This is a genomic window from Arthrobacter sp. 2MCAF14 (assembly GCF_052115645.1).
Classification (GTDB): Bacteria; Actinomycetota; Actinomycetes; order Actinomycetales; family Micrococcaceae; genus Arthrobacter.
On sequence record NZ_JBFRHB010000022.1, the window covers coordinates 23,102 to 38,917 of the forward strand.

Genomic DNA, 15,816 nt, shown 5'->3' on the forward strand with positions numbered 1-15,816 from the left:
CTGTGCCGAAGGTCAGCGGCGCCTAAGCGTCGCGCAGGGGTTCGTGGGCCCGGTCCTTGACCGTGCTCACGGCTGCAAGCGTGCCGAGGGCCGTGATGACTGCGTAGAAGGCGGGCATGTAGATGTTGCCGGTGCTGCTGATGAGCCAGGTCATCAACAACGGGGCCGTTCCGCCGAAGAGCGCGGAAGAGATGTTGTAGCCGAGGCCGTAAGCGGAGTACCGAACCCGAGTGGGGAAGAGCTCAACGATCAGGATGTGGATGACGGCCGTGTGGCCGGCGAAGACGATGGCCATGATCGAGGCGCCAAGGATAGCCAGGCCCATGTTTCCCGTTGCGATGAGGGCGTAGGACGGGATACCCAGGATGGTCATGGCGATGGCGGAGCCTGCGATGACCTTCTTGCGGCCGATGCGGTCGGACAGGGCACCCATGAAAGGAATGGCGATGCAGATGACAACCAGGCTGCAGGCGGTGATGAACAGTGCCTCGCCGATGGTGAAGTTGAGCTGCTTCCCCTTGAGGAACGTAGGCATGTAGGAGAACAGGACGTAGTAGCCGGAACCGTTCATGAGCGGGATGAAGAGGGCCAGAACCATGGCCCGGCGGTGCTCAGCGGACTGGAAGGCTTCCTTGAGCGGGTTCTTGGAGAGGCCGCCCTCTTCCTTGAGCTTTGTGAAGTTGGGGGTGTCTGCGATGGCCTTGCGGATGTACCAACCGATGACGCCCATGGGGATGGCGACCAGGAACGGAATGCGCCATGCGAAGGAACCGAAGCCGCCGCCGTCGATCGCGGACTGGGTGAGCCAAGGAGACATGGAGAACGCCACGAGGGTGCCGGTGAGCAGTGCTGCGAACGACGCGATCTGTGCGTAGGAGGTGATGATGCCGCGCTTGCCTTCAGGGGCGTGTTCAGCGAGGAAGGTCATGGCGCCGGCGGCCTCGCCGCCAACCGAAAAGCCCTGCAGGAGCCGCAGGAGGACGAGCAGGATTGGCGCTGCGATGCCGATGGCCGCGTACGTGGGCAGGACCCCGATACCGGCGGTGGCGACGCTGATCAGCAGAATGACGAAGACTAGTAGCTTTTGCCTGCCGATCCGGTCGCCCAGGTAGCCACATACAACTGCGCCGAGGGGCCGGACGAAGAACGAGACTGCGTAGCCGGCAAAGACGAACAACAAGGCGTTGTCCGGGTTGCCCGGGGCGAGGAACACCAAGGCAAGCGTTCCGGCCATGAACGCGAAGATGCCGTTGTCATAAAGTTCCACGAAGATGCCAACGCAGCCTGCGGTGACAACCTTGCGCGTTTGACGGCCTGTGAGCCGTTCATGCTGCACTTGTGCAGCGTTGGTGTTAGCGGTCATGACATTTCCTTCTTGATGTTGAGCGTAGCAACGCCTATTGGTTTTGACGACAGGTTTTTAGCTGCATGCCGCAACCGGGAGGTCCTGCCACTGAGGTCGGCATCCAATGCCAAGTAGTCCGAAGACTGTGTTGACGGATTCGCGGAGGGTTTCAAGCTGCGCCCGCGAGCGCCGGTGGGCGGAAGTTGCCTCCGCCACCGTTGTTTTCCTGAAGCGGACCTTGTCACCCGGGCGGGCTTGGGCAAGGACGTCCAGGCCATTACTGGTGACCACTGCGAGGACTGGATATCCGGCGGTGACGCCGCGTCCCCGATGCAGTACCAGCAACTCTTCCCGGGAAGGAACCTCGACGGCGCCCACCGGGACCCCGCGTGAAAGCACTTCACCACTGGAGGTTCTTTCCGGCAGCTCGCCGCCGAGCCTCAAGCCGATGTGGTTGCTCCGGCCACTCACGGCGTATTCCGATGTGAAGAGCAACTCGGCGGAATCGCCAAACTCGGCGACATCCGGACCGTCGGTCACATCGACCATCAATTCCTGCCCCATGTCCGGCCGTTCAAGACCAAGCCGGAAGAGCGGAAGGTCGAAGTACGGTTGGCGAACGGGGCCCACGCTGCGGCGGGTGAGGAGTGTGGTTCCTTCCTTGAGCTGCAGGCCGAAGCCCACAACGGTGTCCGGAGCACAACTACCCAGCAGCATCGGCGCCTCCACAGAGCCGTGGATGGCCAGGTAGGCACGGAGACCCCGGTTGATTCCCCGGATGGCTACCGTCTCGCCCGCGCGGACCGAAACCGGTTCCCACTGGCTGCTCGGACGCCCTCCGACGGTGAGTGCCAGGGGTGCCCCCGTGACTGCGATCAGGATGTCGGACTGTGTCTTCATCCTGAAGTCGAGGGCCGTGATCTCCACCAAGGGATCGTTGTCGAGGTTGCCGGCCAGGATATTGGCGGCCCGTGCAGAATACTGGTCCAGGGCGCCGTTGACCGGCAGTCCAAAGCGCGGTCCCCGGAAACGGCCAAGGTCTGTGACCACGGAATTACCCGGTTGCTGGATGAGGATGTGCCCGTTCATGGCCTTGGTTCCAGTTCCTTGCCGACGTAAGAGTCGAATTCTCCGGCCTCGATAGGACGGAACCGGAGAATATCTCCTGGCTTGTAAGGGACCAGTGGTTCACGACGAATGTTCAGGACGGTCAAAGGGGTCTGACCGATGACGCACCAACCACCCGGCGCGGACGCGGGAGCGATGACGGCTTGGCGTCCAGCCACTGCCACTGCCCCTGCCGGGACGCTGAGGCGGGGATCCTTGAGGCGCGGTACGGGCTTGGGGAACGCGGGGCCGTCCATCATTGGCGAGCCGGCCGGTGCACCCAGGCAGCGAACCGTGTAGGTCTTCTCGGTGTGAAGGCGGATGACTTCCTCGGTGGAGATGCCCTGTTGCTCGGCTACTTTCTCCAGGTCGGGACCGTATTCTCCGCCGTAGGCCACCGGGACGTCAAATTCACGGGGTGCTGCTGCGGTGCCGGCTGACCGGCCCATTTCAAGGAGTCCCAGCTTCACGAACGCGCGCACCTGGCGGGCCGACACCAGGACGGGGTCGAATTCCACCAGCACGGAATCGTAGGTGGGTACCGCGCCATGAAGGCCCTCGGCGCCACAGCTCTCCAGCCAGTCAGCAAGACGGTGGACCGTGAGCCAGTTGTCCTCGCTTGCTTCAGCGAGGGCGACGACGCGCAATGCGGAGTCTCCGGATTCGTAGATCTCGGTGGGAGCCGTAGTGAGAACGGACATGTCAGGCCGCCTTCCTCTTGGCATCCATGACTTCGGTCAACGGGGCGATACGGACCCCGGCCGAAATGAGCTCCGAGCGAATGAGCCGGGCGAGCTCGACGGCGCCGGGGTTGTCTCCGTGAAGCAGGACAGTGTCAGTCGAGATGTCGATGTCAGTGCCATTGGCGCAGCGGATCTTGCCCTCGCACACCATGCGGACCGTTCGCTCCACAATGACCGAGGGATCGTGCAGTACGGCGCCGGGTTGGCTGCGCGGGACCAGGGTCCCGTCTTCCTGGTAGGCACGATCGACGATGCCGACAATGGCCACGTCCAGGCCGGCGGAACGTGCCGCCTTGGCCAACTCGCCCTCCTGAGCGACCACGATGAGTTCGTTGTCCACGCGGGCTGCGGCCTCAGCCACGGCCGCAGCGTAATCCGCACGCACTGCCACGAGATTTCCCAGCCGGCCGTGCGGAGCAATGTGGGTCACCTTGGTTCCGTGGAAGGCTGCGAAGCCGTTCAGGGCCCCCAGCTGGTACAGGACATCGGCGCGCACCTCGTTGGCAGTGAGGCCCATGTCCCGGCGGCCGAAACCACGCAGGTCCGGGAAGCTCGGATGAGCTCCGATACCCACCCCGCGGCGAACGCATTCGGCGACGGTGGCGTCCATGATGTCGGGATCGCCCGCGTGGAACCCGCAAGCGATATTGGCGCTTGAAACGATCTCCAGAAGATCGGTGTCGCTGCCTATGGTGTAGGCACCGAATCCCTCTCCAAGATCCGCTACAAGATCAATTGTCGGGTTCACGTGGTTCTCTTTCCGTGGTTCTGCATTGGGGTCCGGTAATTCCATACGAACGGCAGGAATATCCGGTAAACTCAGTCGCCTTTTCGATTGAAAGTGTTTAGCTAAAATTCTTCAATCCGGCGAACTGTCGGTAATTCTTTGGTGATAGAAGTCTCGCACCCGAGAAGTTCGGGCACAAAGACCTATTCGCTATCACGGGATAGCTCCCGGTTATGACCTAGGGCACACATGCTGCTGGCAGGGACCGCATGGCGCCGGACCGCCGTCGTCGTCCTCCTTGTTGAAGGTCGACGACGGCGAGTCGCCAAATGCGTCTATATTTGGGTATCGGGACAATTGGTTGATGGGGAGTCAACGAACTGTCGGTAAATGGTTGGGAAACGCCACCATGGGGATGTGGATCTCAAATTAGTCGCTGAGAGACAGGTCACACAAAGACGGATTGTGTGTCCCTACATAGAATTTCCTTATGGCATCCAGGCCCCAATGAGGACCTGGAGGAAGGCAGACCCATGGATACGCGGAAGCTCTCGTATTTTGTAAAGATCGTCGATTCGGGGAGCATCACCAAGGCCGCCGCAGCGCTCCACGTCGCCCAACCCGCCCTCAGCCAGCAGGTGTCGGCGCTGGAAAGCGATTTGAAGCAGCGCCTGCTGATCCGCAGTAAGCAGGGAGTCGAGCCAACCGCTGCGGGACACACCCTCTATCGTCACGCCCAGACCATTCTGCGGCTCGTGGAACAAGCCCGGCTGGACGTAGCGGCATCCGGGGCCGCACCGTCGGGCAGGGTGTCCATCGCCATCGCACCGTACAGCATGGCTTCCAGCCTGACGCCGCAGATCATCCGCGAGGTGGGCAGGCGATACCCGGACATTGTGGTGCACCTGACGGAGATCTTCGGCGGCGTGCTGAGCGAGGCAATCAAGAACGGCCGCCTGGACATGGCCCTGATCTACGAGCCAGGGAAGATCCGCGGAGTGCAGTTCACCACCATGATTGTGGAAGACCTGCACTTGGTGACCCATGAGGACGTCGATGTGGCCCAAGGTCGAACAACGGTCACCCTCGAGGAAGCCAGCAGCCTTGGGCTATTCCTCCCCGAAAAAAACCACACCCTGCGCCAGATCATCGAGAAGGGACTGGCTGACCACGGGTTGCCCCTGCGCCTTGTAGGCGAAGTGGAATCGGTTCCGTCACTTGTTCGACTCATCCGCGCAAACCTCGGGGCCACGGTGCTGCCGAAATCGGCCGCTGATGCGCTCTTCCCTGATGAGAACTTCAAGGTATTGCGGATCGTCGAACCGGCCCTGCAGAGCAAGATTGCCCTGTGCACCCCCGACCACGAGCCGCTGTCCGAGGCCGCCTCCGCAGTGCTCATCCTGGTCAAGGAGATGCTCCAGCAACAATTGATCAGCAAGTACGCGGCCGATCCAGCCGAAGCGTGATCCATCCATAACATTGCCTTATCCGGACAGACATCTTTGGTCTTATTCACCGGCGTTTTTATTTCCTATTATCGAATTAGCAAGTAATTCGAAAGCGGCTCGCGGATTCCGTGAACCCAATCAAAGGAACAGCGGTGAAAAAGATCAGCCAGACCCGGTGGGCTTCGAATCCAACCCTCGGAGCGATCAGTGCACGGACCGGATTCCACTGCCCAAGGAACGGTTTCTGGCGTCCAGTGGGCGGGCTGGGCGAACCCCTCTTCGTCTTCGAAGGAAGCCTCATGCCGGCCCACGCTGGACATAGCATCGAGTGGTACCTGGTCGACGCACGGCCAGGACACCCTGGACTGGACTGACTCGGGGTTTCCTCAAACCCACTGCACCACTCAAGGCGCCTTGCCCCTGGCAAGGCGCCTTCTTGGTGCCCGGAAACGGGCGCGCAAAAGGCCGGCCACCGCTTTCTGTGACCGGCCTTAGAGCGACGCAGTCAGTCTTCGACCAAGAGCCCCTTGGCCTTCAGCTTCTCCGTCAGCCCGCACAACTCGATGGTGGTGCCTCCTGCGTGGTAGGCCTTGATGAGCTCGCGTTCGGCGTCGTCCCGGGCCTGGGAGAGCGCGATGACCTCTTCAGCTTCTTCACGGCGGACCACCACGACGCCGTCAGCGTCACCGCGGAGGATGTCGCCGGGGTAGATGATCTCATCGCCGAAGACGAGTGGGTGGTTGATCGGCCCAAGGGTTTCTTTGACCGTGCCCTTGATGCAGACGCTGCCCGAGAAAACCGGCAGGCCCAGTTCGATGAGGTCCTGGGTGTCCCGCACACCGGAATCCGTCACCATGGCCGCAATGCCCTTGGCTTTCATGGCGTTGCCCAAGACGTCGCCGAAGGTTCCGGCGTCGGAGAATTCCTGCGCACCGACCAGGACGACATCGCCGGCTTGGGCGTAGTGGATGGCGACCTGCAGCATAAGGTTGTCCTGCGGGGCACAAGCCACGGTCACGGCCGGCCCACAGAAGGACATGGAGCGGTCGATCGGCTTGATCTTGGAACTCAAGGCGCCGCGGCGGCCCTGGGCTTCGTGGATGGTCGCGGAGGAGAACGCCGCGAGGCGGCTGACGACGTCGGCGTCCGGCCTCTGGAACTTGGTCTTGACGTGGATCATTTTCTGAATCTTTCTCTTGGCTGGCTGCTGGAGTGCCTGTGGGGCTTAGTTGAGGGCGCTGACTGCCTTGCGGATCGAGTCCACGCCGGCGTTGATGGTCTCCAGCGATGTGGCGAAGGAGATCCGGAAGTACGGGCCAAGGCCATAGGCCGAGCCCTGGATGACGGCAACCGCGGCCGCGTTGAGGAGGTACAGCGTGAAGTCCTGGTCATTTTCGATCACGGTGCCGTCAGGAGCGGTCTTGCCGATGACGCCGCTGCAGTTCACGTAGGCGTAGAAGGCGCCCTCGGCCGGGGCCACCGAAAGTCCGTCAATGGCATTAAGGCCCTCGACGGCGACGTCCCGGCGCTTGCGGTACACCTCCACACTGTCCCGGACGAACGACTGATCGCCGTTCAGGGCGGCCGCCGCAGCTGCCTGGCTGACCGACGACGGGCATGAGGACGTCTGCGACTGCAGCTTGTTCATAGCCGCGATCAAAGGCGCCGGGCCCACGCCGTAACCAAGGCGCCAACCGGTCATCGCGTAGGCCTTGGAGACGCCGTTGACCAGCAGGATGCGGCTGCGCAGGGAAGGAACCGCCGTGACGAGGCTGGTTACCCGGCCGACGCCGAAGTGGATTTCGTTGTAGATCTCGTCGGTGAGGATGTAGACATGCGGGAATTCCTCAAGGACGGCACCCAGGGCCTGCAGTTCTTCGCGTGAGTACACAGCTCCCGTCGGGTTGGACGGAGCGTTGAGGATAAGCCATTTGGTCTTGGGCGTGATGGCTTCGCGGAGGGCGGCCGGTGTGAGCTTGAAGCCGGTGTCTTCTCCGCAAGCGACTATCACGGGCGTGCCGTCGTTGGCGAGGACCATGTCCGGGTAGGACACCCAGTACGGTGCGGGGACGATGACCTCGTCGCCTTCGTTGAGCGAAGCCATGAGTGCTACGTAGAGGACTTGCTTGGCACCGCCGCCTATGGTCAGCTGGTTCGCTTCGTAGTGCACGCCGGTGTGGCTTTCAATCCGGCTGAGGATAGCGGTCTGCAGCTCCGGAGTTCCAGTCACCGAGGTGTACTTGGTCTGGCCGGCGTTGATCGCTTCGATCGCGGCCGCCTTGATGTGGTCAGGGGTGTCGAAGTCCGGCTCGCCGACAGTCAGGTCGATGATCGGAATGCCTTCGGCTCGTAGTTCACGGACGCGGGCGGCGGCCGCGACGCTCGCTGAGGACTTGATGCGTGTGACCCTCGACGCCGGCAGGTACTCGGACATTTGTCTTCTCCAGAATCGTGAAACTCAGGATTCGGGTGTCGAATCCCCAATTTCGAGACTAGGCACTGCCGGGCGCCGTGGATAAGACCTAATGTGCGTGGATCAATAAGAGGCCCTTATGACCACCTGATCCATATAGGGATTCTGTGGTCAGGGACATTTCAACCCCATATGGGAATCTTCCATGCACTTTGCTTATGGGTTCACGCGGTATTGGTATTTCCGCGGTGGAGCGTCCAGGGCCTAGATTCTTCAGATCAGACAAGCCATGATCCATCAGAGCCGGGTCGGAAAGGGAGCACATGCAAGCTCAATCAGGGACCACTCCCCGCCGCTCGACGACAGGCAGGTACACATACCGCTCCAAGGCGCCAATGGTGGGTGAGGACCGCGCACCGGCCACCGGTGAACACGACAAGCTCATCCATTCGCTCACGGCCCATAAGCAGCTCTTATCTCAAGCAACAAGCGCCATCCGGACATTGACCGCTGCCCGCAACGAGATGATCGCCCAGGCCCTTGAAGACGGGCTCACCTTGGCCACAATTTCCGCCGTGACCGGGGAGAACATGCGTGCCGTCCGAACTATCGGGCTGGCCTATGCTGACCTCCATCCGAGCGGCCTCCCGCGCAGCGCCCATCTCGATGCTTTGAAGGCCAAAAGTGCTGAACTCGATGCGGCCGGGGAACACAGGGGACGCATCGAGGACCGCAGGGAAGCACTGATTGTCATGGCCCTGCGCAGCCGGGCGTGCGACGACATCGAACTCGCATCGTTGACTGGCCTCACGCCGGACCACATCCGCAAGGCCACCCGCCGAATCCGACGGCCCGCCTAAGCCAAGGCGCCTCACTCTTTCCTTGCCGGCGGCGTCCTGCAGCTAAACAGTTCCTGTGTTCCCGTTTTCCTTGCGATGAGCACCGTCAATGCGCGGGCGGACGTATCGATCGGTTCAAAATGTTGGATCGACCGCGCGCCAACGTTCCAGATGCGCTTCACACTCAACACACGGTCGTGCTCATCCGTCGCAACCAAGGGCGGACTTCCCTGCCCTGCCATGGGCCTGCGTTTCCAGCACAGACTGACTACCGTCGCGTGCTCCCAGAATTCCACGGCAGTGACGAAGAATTCGCGCCCCTCATCATCCAGGAACAGCCCGGACTGCGGGACGTAAACAGCCCGAAGATCGTACTCGACGGTGCCTGAACGGCTTGCACCCGGCGGTTGGCCGATGGCTGCAGCTTGTTGAGGATTGAGATCTGGTTGCGCGACCACGGCATGCTCCATTGAAGTTGCGGACGACCCCCCTCCTCGACCGCCCCCGAGGGGCCTCGGGGATATCCAATGTAGCTCTGTCCAAGGACCTCCGGAAGAGTACCGACTACCTACCTAGTTCAGTAGCTCGACGGCATGTCACCTGTCCCGCGAACGGGCGCTTCGCCGTCGGGGGCTGTTGGAATGAACTTGTCCGCGAGGGCTTCCGTGCCGCGCGCCAGCAGCGCGACATCCGCGCCGACCAGCACGAACTTCGCCCCGGCGTCCATATACGCACGCGCTGTGGCTTCGTTGAAGGCGTTCACGCCGGCCGGCTTGCCCGCGGTCTTCGCCGCGGAAAGGCAGTGCTCGACGGCGGCGCGCACCTTGGGGTGTTCCTGCTGTCCCAGCAGGCCCATGGACGCCGCGAGGTCGGAGGGCCCGACGAAGATGGCGTCGACGCCGTCGACCGCCAGGATCTCTTCGACCGCGGCGACGGCGGCCTCGGTTTCGATCTGGACCGTGACGCTGATGGTCGAGGCGGCGCGGGCGAGGTAGTCCGGGATGCGGTTCCAGCGCGAGGCGCGGGCCAATGCCGAGCCGACGCCCCGCACGCCGTGCGGCGGGTAGCGTACCGCAGCGACGGCGGCCCTGGCTTCCGCTGCGGAGTTGACCATGGGGATCAGCAGGTCCTGCACGCCCAGGTCCAGGTATTGCTTCAGGAGCACGGTGTCGTTCACCGGAGGTCGGACCACGGCCTGGACGGGGTAGCCGCGGACCGCCTGCAGCTGGGCAAGGATGGATTCAAGGCCGTTGGGGCTGTGTTCGGCGTCGATCAGGAGCCAGTCCAGCCCAGCCCCGGCGCACAGTTCGGCGATCAGCGGGCTGCCGGAACACACCCACATCCCGGCGAGGGGCCGGCCGGCCGGGCCGGTTTGGTTCCGCAAGGCTTCGCGGAACGTTGGGTCTGGTTCTACTCGAACCGGCATGTGACAACTCCCAAGGGTCCGTAGTCGGCGTGGACGGTATCGCCTTTGTACACCCAGAGCGGGCGGGTGAAGGAGCCGGCGAGGATGATCTCCCCGGCCTTCAGCCCGTCGCCGTGCGGGGCGATCTTGTTAACGAGCCAGTGCACGCCGTTGGCCGGGTGGTCCAGCACGCCCGCGGCGACGCCGGTCTCCTCCACGGTCTGGTTCTTGTACAGGATCGCCGATACCCAGCGGAGGTCGACGGCGTCCGGGCGCACCGGGCGCCCGCCCACCACCATGGCGCCCATGGCCGCGTTGTCCGAGATGGTGTCCACGATGGTCCGGCCCTCCATCTCGATCCTGGAATCCAGGATCTCAAGGGCCGGAACCACGTAGTCCGTGGCGTTCAGGACGTCGAAGATCGTGCAACCGGGCCCGGACAGGTCCTTCTTGAGCACGAACGCCAGTTCCACCTCCACCCTTGGGTGGGTGTACTGGTCCCACGGAACGGAGCACCCGGTTTCCAGGACCATGTCATCGAAAATCGCGCCATAGTCCGGTTCGGTGATGCCGGTGGCGTCCTGCATGGCCTTGGATGTCAGCCCGATCTTGCGGCCTACCAGCTTCCGGCCCGCGTCCTCGTTGCGGCGGCGCCACAATTGCTGGACGGCGTAAGAATCCTCCACCGTCATCTCCGGGTAGCGGGCAGTCAGGCGTGGAACCGGGGTCCGGGACCGGCCTGCTTCCAGTAGTTCGTCCGCAATGGTTTCTATCGTCTTCGGGTCAAGCATCTCCACACTCCGTTCGGCCATCCTGCGGTCAGCATACGTTGAGGGCTGCGGGCCTAGAGCTGCGAGCCGACCTTGAAACCCATCTTTTCGCCGGAGGGGCCGCCGTCGGGCTGGCGGGTGTAGGAGAAGCCGTCGGCGCCGACGGTGACGGCCATTTCGCTCTTTTCCTCGCGGATGATGACCGGCTGCGGGTTGCCGTCCAGGTCCAGGACGAGGGAGGCCTCGGTGTACCAGGACGGAACGACGGGGTTGCCCCACCAGTCGCGGCGCTGGTTGTCGTGAACGTCCCAGGTGACGGTGGGGTTGTCCGGGTCCCCGGTGTAGTAGTCCTGGGTGTAGATCTCGATGCGGTGCCCGTCCGGGTCCAGGATGTAGAGGTAGAAGGCGTTGGAGACGCCGTGCCGGCCGGGGCCGCGTTCGATCCGGTCACTGATGCGCAGGGCGCCCATCTTGTCGCAGATCTGGATGATGTTGTGCTTCTCGTGGGTGGAGAAGGCGATGTGGTGCAGGCGGGGACCGTTGCCGCCGGTCAGGGCGGTGTCGTGCACGGTCTGCTTGCGGTGCATCCACGCGGCGTACGTGACGCCGTCGGAGTCCTTGATGTCTTCCGAAACGCGGAAGCCGAGGTCCTCGAGGTACTTCCGGCCCCGGGGAACGTCCGGGGTGACCTGGTTGAAGTGGTCCAGGCGGACCAGCTCACCGGCGGAGTAGAGGTCGTAGCGCTGGGTAAGGCGTTCGACGTGCTCCACGTCGTAGAAGAACTCGTAGGGGAAGCCCAGCGGGTCCTCGACGCGGACGGAGTCACCGACGCCCTTGGTGAAGCCGTCCTTGCGGCGCTCCACCCGGCAGCCCAGCTCGCGGTAGTAGGCCTCGGCGGCGTCCACCTCGGCCGGGGACTTCACCCGGTACGCGAACGCGGCGGCCGCGGCGACCGGTCCCTTGCGCAGGACCAGGTTGTGGTGGATGAACTCCTCGAAGGAGCGCAGGTAGATGGTGCCCTCGTCTTCCTCGGTGACGTGCAGGCCCAGGAGGTCCACGTAGAACTCACGGGACTTGGCGAGGTCCGTGACGACGAGTTCGAGGTAGGCGCAGCGGACGATATCCGGAGCCGGGACGGTGGGGGTGGCGACGAAGTTGGTCATGGGGTTCTCTCTTCTTTGAAAGGGGTGGAAGCGCTTAGGCGCCGAATTTAGGAGTATGGACAGCGCCGAGGGTGATGTGCACGGCTTGCTGGTCGGTGTAGAAATCGATGGAGCGGTAGCCGCCCTCATGTCCCAGGCCCGAGGCCTTCACGCCGCCGAACGGGGTGCGCAGGTCCCGGACGTTGTGGCTGTTCAGCCACACCATGCCAGCCTCGACGTTCTGGGCGAAGTTGTGGGCGCGGGTCAGGTTCTGGGTCCAGATGTAGGCCGCCAGGCCGTATTTGGTGTTGTTCGCCAGGTCGAGGGCTTCGTCGTCGTTCTCGAACGGAGTGATCGCGACGACGGGTCCGAAGATTTCCTCCTGGAAGATCCGTGCGTCGGGGGCGACGTCGGCGAACACGGTCGGGGCGATGTAGTTGCCTTCCGGGAGGTGTTCCGGGCGTCCTCCTCCGGCGAGCAGCCGGCCTTCGGTTTTGCCGATCTCCACATAGGAGGCGACCTTGGCGTAGTGCTCAGGGTGGACGAGGGCGCCGACCTGGGTCTTGGGGTCGTGCGGGTCCCCGACGACGATATTCTTCGCGCGGGCGGCGTACTTTTCGCAGAACTCGTCGTAGATGGCGCGTTCGACGAGGATCCGCGAGCCGGCGGTGCAGCGTTCCCCGTTGAGGGAGAAGACCCCGAACAGGGCCGAATCGATCGCGGCGTCCAGGTCGGCGTCGGCGAACACGACGCACGGGGACTTGCCGCCCAGCTCCATGGACAGGCCCTTGAGGTTGGCCGCGGCGTTGCGAAAGATCGTCTGGCCCGTGGTGGTCTCACCCGTGAAGGAGATCAGCGGCACGTCCGGGTGCTTGACGAGGGCGTCGCCGGCTTCCTCGCCGAGGCCGTTGACCAGGTTGAACACGCCGTCGGGCAGGCCCGCGTCCTTGAAGATCTGCGCCCAGAGCGAGGCCGAGAGCGGGGTGAACTCGGCAGGCTTGAGGACCACGGTGTTGCCGGTGGCCAGGGCCGGGGCGAGCTTCCAGGACTCGAGCATGAACGGGGTGTTCCACGGCGTGATCAGGCCCGCGACGCCGATCGGCTTACGGTTCACGTAATTGATCTGGGAACCGGGGACTTTCATGGCGTCGTCGAACTGGGCCACGATCAGGTCCGCGAAGAAACGGAAGTTCTCCGCCGCGCGCAGCGCCTGGCCCTTGGCCTGGGTGATCGGCAGACCGGTGTCGAAGGTCTCCAGCTCGGCGAGACGGTCTTCCTGGGCTTCGACGGCGTCGGCGATCTTGTTCAGCACGCGGGCACGTTCGCGCGGCTTCATCTTCGGCCACGGGCCATTCACGAAAGCTTCGCGGGCGGCGGCGACGGCGAGGTCGATGTCTTCCTTCTGCCCGGCCGCGGCGGTGGCGTAGTTACCGTTGGAGACCGGGTCCAGGACGTCGAAGGTCTTCCCGCCCACGGAGTCAACGAACTTGCCGTTGATGAAGTGCTGGATGTGGGCCGGAAGGTCCTCCGGGACGTAATGGGTGGTGGTTTCTGGTGCAGTGAACGTCATTGTTTTCTCCTTTGCTATTGCAACGCGGGGTCATTTACGGCCTATGTTGAACCGCTTAATGGGCGCTAAGTGACCCCGCGTTGCTTTGTGCGAGGTAGGCGTCGAGGGTGGCGCTGCGGTGCCGGCGGGCGGCTTGTTCGATGGTGTCGGCGTCGGCGTTGCTTTCAATGAGCTGAAGCAGCGCCTCGTGCTCTTTCACGGATTCCTGCGCGCGGCCGGGGACGAAGCGGAACGTCGACGCCCTGATCGAGGCGAGCCGGTTCCAGCCCCGGTGGACGAGGTCAAGGATGTGCGGATTGGGACAGTGTTCAAAGAGCACGCTGTGGAAATCCTGGTTCAACGCCGTGAAGCGGACCGGGTCGAAATGCTCCAGGCAGTCGCGCATCTCGGCGTTGACCGCACGGGCCCGGGCAATCGCCACGGAATCGATCAGCGGTGCGGACAACGCCGTCGCGGCTCCTTCGATGATGCTCAAAGTCTGCATCGTGTACAGGTACTCGGTCGGATCGATCCCGGAGACCGTGGCGCCGACGTTGCGCTCGAACTTTACGAGCCCCTCGGCCTCCAGGCGGCGGATCGCCTCCCGGACGGGAACCACGCTCACGCCCAGGTCCTCGGCGATCTTGGCCAGCACCAGCCGGTACCCCGGCGTGTAGGTGCCCTCGACAATGCGCGCTTTGACGGCCGCATAGGCCTGCTCGGACTTGCTCCCGACGGCGGTTTCAGTCACCTTGGGTTCCTTCCCACTCCTGGTAGCGTGCACGCCACTGCGCATTCATCGGATACAAACCGTCCACGCTGTTGCCCTGCTTGACCATCTCGAAGATGAAGGATTCTTCCCTCTCCTGCTCGATGCACTCATCCACCAACTCCCCGGCGATGGCCGGCGGGATCACCAGGATGCCGTCCGAGTCGGCCACGATGATGTCCCCGGGCTGGACGGTGGCTCCGCCGCAGGCGATGGTGATGTCGGTGTCCCACGGGATGTGCCGGCGGCCCAGCACGGCGGGGTGCGGGTTGGCGAAGTAGGTGGGCATGTCCAGTCCTGCCACCGCGGAGTAGTCGCGGACACCGCCGTCGGTGATGATGGCCGCGGCACCGCGCATCTGGGCACGCAGGGCGAGTATGTCGCCGACCGTCCCGGTGCCCTTTTCGCCGCGGGCTTCCATCACCAGGATTTCGCCTTCGTTGACGGAGTCGATGGCCCGTTTCTGGGCGTTGAAGCCGCCGCCGTGGGTCGTGAAAAGGTCCTCGCGGTTGGGAACATAACGCAAAGTCCGGGCGAGCCCGACGACGCGACGGTCCGGTCGGGTGGCCTGCAGCCCGTCGATGCTCACGTTGTTCAGCCCGCGCTTGCGCAACTGACTGGACAGGGTGGCCGTGGCGACGGACTCGAGTTTCTTCTTCAGCTCCGGCGTGAGGACGGGCGCCGGATTTTCCAGGGGCGGCAGGCCCGCTGCTTCGCGGGAACCGTATGCTTCCTCCCGCTGGGTGTCATCGGTCTTGGGCCGGGCACCGAAGTCCGCGAACGCCGTCGTACCCTCGGTCACGGTGGTGGTGAGACGACCCGAGCTGAGCCCGCCGCCGGTGACTTCAACCTCGACGACGTCGCCGGGCTGGGCGACGGAGGCGCCGGCCGGGGTGCCGGTCAGGATGATGTCGCCGGGTTCGAGGGTGAGGAGCTGGGAGAGGTCGGCGACGAGGCGCGCGAACGGGAACAGCAAGTCCTCGGTGGTGTCGTCCTGGACGAGTTCGCCGTTGTGCCAGGTGCGGATGCGCAGTCCGGTGGGGTCGACGTCGGCGGCCGGGATGAGCGCGGGGCCCACCGGGGTGAAGCCGTCGCCGCCCTTGGAGCGGAGGTTCGAGCCCTTGTCCGCGTACCGGAGGTCATAGACGCCCAGGTCGTTGCTGGCCGTGACCCACTCGACGTGACTCCAGGCGTCCTCGAGGCGTAGGCGGCGGGCGGGCTTGCCGATGACCAGCGCGATCTCGCCCTCGTACCCGAGGAGTTCACAGCCAGCCGGTCGTTCTACTGTTGAGCCGCCGAGAGCAAGGGACGACGAAGGCTTCAGGAAGTATGACGGCTGCTCCGGCGTACGGCCGCGCTGGGCCGCCCGGCTGGGGTAGTTGATATGCACCGCGATGACCTTGCGGGCCGCGGCCAGGATATGGTCGGTGACCTTTTCCAAGATTTACTCCTCATCGAGTACGAAATCGTATACGATAACTATGACCCGGGAGCTTCTGGGCGTCAACCCCCGCTTTCGAAACAAGCTCCGGATCCAGGCAGGCCCCTGCATCCTTGTA

16 protein-coding genes are annotated in these 15,816 nt (G+C 63.7%); 3 read left to right on the forward strand and 13 right to left on the reverse strand.

Annotated elements, in window-relative coordinates; all coding sequences use genetic code 11:
* Nucleotides 1-22 precede the first annotated feature (22 nt).
* Genes AB4074_RS15210 through AB4074_RS15225 form a run of 4 tightly spaced genes read right to left on the reverse strand, consistent with a single transcriptional unit; the run spans nucleotide 23 to nucleotide 3,943 of the window.
* Nucleotides 23-1,363, reverse strand: coding sequence for an MFS transporter (locus AB4074_RS15210; protein ID WP_345448102.1), 1,341 nt, complete (start codon nucleotides 1,361-1,363; stop codon nucleotides 23-25).
* Between the two features lie 57 nt (nucleotides 1,364-1,420).
* Nucleotides 1,421-2,434, reverse strand: coding sequence for a biotin-dependent carboxyltransferase family protein (locus AB4074_RS15215; RefSeq protein WP_441414122.1), 1,014 nt, complete (start codon nucleotides 2,432-2,434; stop codon nucleotides 1,421-1,423).
* Nucleotides 2,431-3,153, reverse strand: a complete 723-nt coding sequence (locus AB4074_RS15220) for a 5-oxoprolinase subunit B family protein (protein WP_441414123.1) — start codon at nucleotides 3,151-3,153, stop codon at nucleotides 2,431-2,433. The genes AB4074_RS15215 and AB4074_RS15220 overlap by 4 nt, the downstream gene beginning before the upstream one ends.
* Nucleotide 3,154: 1 nt before the next feature.
* Nucleotides 3,155-3,943 (reverse strand): LamB/YcsF family protein, encoded by a 789-nt coding sequence (locus AB4074_RS15225; RefSeq protein ID WP_441414124.1) that lies wholly within the window; start codon nucleotides 3,941-3,943, stop codon nucleotides 3,155-3,157.
* A 512-nt stretch (nucleotides 3,944-4,455) separates the two neighbouring features.
* Between AB4074_RS15225 and AB4074_RS15230 the strand changes: the two genes are divergently transcribed.
* Nucleotides 4,456-5,388, forward strand: coding sequence for a LysR substrate-binding domain-containing protein (locus AB4074_RS15230; RefSeq protein ID WP_236813598.1), 933 nt, complete (start codon nucleotides 4,456-4,458; stop codon nucleotides 5,386-5,388).
* A 134-nt stretch (nucleotides 5,389-5,522) separates the two neighbouring features.
* The gene (locus AB4074_RS15235) at nucleotides 5,523-5,744 is read left to right on the forward strand and encodes a hypothetical protein (RefSeq protein ID WP_236813600.1); all 222 of its coding nucleotides are present in this window, start codon (nucleotides 5,523-5,525) and stop codon (nucleotides 5,742-5,744) included.
* Nucleotides 5,745-5,875: 131 nt separating this feature from the next.
* On the opposite strand, the gene AB4074_RS15240 is transcribed toward AB4074_RS15235, so the two are convergent.
* A complete protein-coding gene (locus tag AB4074_RS15240) occupies nucleotides 5,876-6,550 on the reverse strand; it encodes a 4-carboxy-4-hydroxy-2-oxoadipate aldolase/oxaloacetate decarboxylase (protein WP_059388748.1) in 675 nt (224 codons plus the stop codon).
* Between the two features lie 45 nt (nucleotides 6,551-6,595).
* On the reverse strand, nucleotides 6,596-7,804 hold the full coding sequence (locus AB4074_RS15245; protein ID WP_441414125.1) for an aspartate transaminase: 1,209 nt from the start codon (nucleotides 7,802-7,804) through the stop codon (nucleotides 6,596-6,598).
* A 302-nt stretch (nucleotides 7,805-8,106) separates the two neighbouring features.
* On the opposite strand from AB4074_RS15245, the gene AB4074_RS15250 reads away from it, so the two are divergent.
* Entirely contained in the window at nucleotides 8,107-8,643 is a 537-nt protein-coding gene (locus AB4074_RS15250; protein ID WP_441414126.1) for a hypothetical protein, read from the forward strand.
* Between the two features lie 11 nt (nucleotides 8,644-8,654).
* Here AB4074_RS15250 and AB4074_RS15255 read toward each other — a convergent pair whose 3' ends face one another.
* The 7 genes from AB4074_RS15255 to AB4074_RS15285 all read right to left on the reverse strand — a co-directional run bounded on the left by AB4074_RS15255 (nucleotide 8,655) and on the right by AB4074_RS15285 (nucleotide 15,698).
* Nucleotides 8,655-9,092, reverse strand: a complete 438-nt coding sequence (locus tag AB4074_RS15255) for a hypothetical protein (RefSeq protein WP_441414127.1) — start codon at nucleotides 9,090-9,092, stop codon at nucleotides 8,655-8,657.
* A gap of 107 nt (nucleotides 9,093-9,199) precedes the next feature.
* Nucleotides 9,200-10,048, reverse strand: coding sequence for an HpcH/HpaI aldolase family protein (locus AB4074_RS15260; RefSeq protein ID WP_441414128.1), 849 nt, complete (start codon nucleotides 10,046-10,048; stop codon nucleotides 9,200-9,202).
* Nucleotides 10,033-10,818 carry a 2-oxo-hept-4-ene-1,7-dioate hydratase gene (hpaH, locus tag AB4074_RS15265; RefSeq protein ID WP_441414129.1) on the reverse strand — a complete coding sequence of 262 codons (786 nt, stop codon included), beginning with the start codon at nucleotides 10,816-10,818 and terminating at the stop codon, nucleotides 10,033-10,035. The genes AB4074_RS15260 and hpaH overlap by 16 nt, the downstream gene beginning before the upstream one ends.
* Nucleotides 10,819-10,871: 53 nt before the next feature.
* On the reverse strand, nucleotides 10,872-11,960 hold the full coding sequence (gene hpaD / locus AB4074_RS15270; protein ID WP_441414130.1) for a 3,4-dihydroxyphenylacetate 2,3-dioxygenase: 1,089 nt from the start codon (nucleotides 11,958-11,960) through the stop codon (nucleotides 10,872-10,874).
* Between the two features lie 34 nt (nucleotides 11,961-11,994).
* A complete protein-coding gene (hpaE, locus tag AB4074_RS15275) occupies nucleotides 11,995-13,509 on the reverse strand; it encodes a 5-carboxymethyl-2-hydroxymuconate semialdehyde dehydrogenase (protein WP_441414131.1) in 1,515 nt (504 codons plus the stop codon).
* A gap of 55 nt (nucleotides 13,510-13,564) precedes the next feature.
* Nucleotides 13,565-14,239 carry a GntR family transcriptional regulator gene (locus AB4074_RS15280; RefSeq protein ID WP_441414132.1) on the reverse strand — a complete coding sequence of 225 codons (675 nt, stop codon included), beginning with the start codon at nucleotides 14,237-14,239 and terminating at the stop codon, nucleotides 13,565-13,567.
* Nucleotides 14,232-15,698, reverse strand: a complete 1,467-nt coding sequence (locus AB4074_RS15285) for a fumarylacetoacetate hydrolase family protein (protein ID WP_441414133.1) — start codon at nucleotides 15,696-15,698, stop codon at nucleotides 14,232-14,234. The genes AB4074_RS15280 and AB4074_RS15285 overlap by 8 nt, the downstream gene beginning before the upstream one ends.
* Nucleotides 15,699-15,816 lie beyond the last annotated feature (118 nt).

Coding starts and splice junctions, on each gene's coding strand:
- AB4074_RS15210 (WP_345448102.1), bottom strand. CDS start 1,363: ATGACCGCTAACACCAACGCTGCACAAGTGCAGCATGAACGGCTCACA.
- AB4074_RS15215 (WP_441414122.1), bottom strand. CDS start 2,434: ATGAACGGGCACATCCTCATCCAGCAACCGGGTAATTCCGTGGTCACA.
- AB4074_RS15220 (WP_441414123.1), bottom strand. CDS start 3,153: ATGTCCGTTCTCACTACGGCTCCCACCGAGATCTACGAATCCGGAGAC.
- AB4074_RS15230 (WP_236813598.1), top strand. CDS start 4,456: ATGGATACGCGGAAGCTCTCGTATTTTGTAAAGATCGTCGATTCGGGG.
- AB4074_RS15240 (WP_059388748.1), bottom strand. CDS start 6,550: ATGATCCACGTCAAGACCAAGTTCCAGAGGCCGGACGCCGACGTCGTC.
- AB4074_RS15245 (WP_441414125.1), bottom strand. CDS start 7,804: ATGTCCGAGTACCTGCCGGCGTCGAGGGTCACACGCATCAAGTCCTCA.
- AB4074_RS15250 (WP_441414126.1), top strand. CDS start 8,107: ATGCAAGCTCAATCAGGGACCACTCCCCGCCGCTCGACGACAGGCAGG.
- AB4074_RS15255 (WP_441414127.1), bottom strand. CDS start 9,092: ATGGAGCATGCCGTGGTCGCGCAACCAGATCTCAATCCTCAACAAGCT.
- AB4074_RS15260 (WP_441414128.1), bottom strand. CDS start 10,048: ATGCCGGTTCGAGTAGAACCAGACCCAACGTTCCGCGAAGCCTTGCGG.
- hpaH (WP_441414129.1), bottom strand. CDS start 10,818: ATGCTTGACCCGAAGACGATAGAAACCATTGCGGACGAACTACTGGAA.
- hpaD (WP_441414130.1), bottom strand. CDS start 11,960: ATGACCAACTTCGTCGCCACCCCCACCGTCCCGGCTCCGGATATCGTC.
- hpaE (WP_441414131.1), bottom strand. CDS start 13,509: ATGACGTTCACTGCACCAGAAACCACCACCCATTACGTCCCGGAGGAC.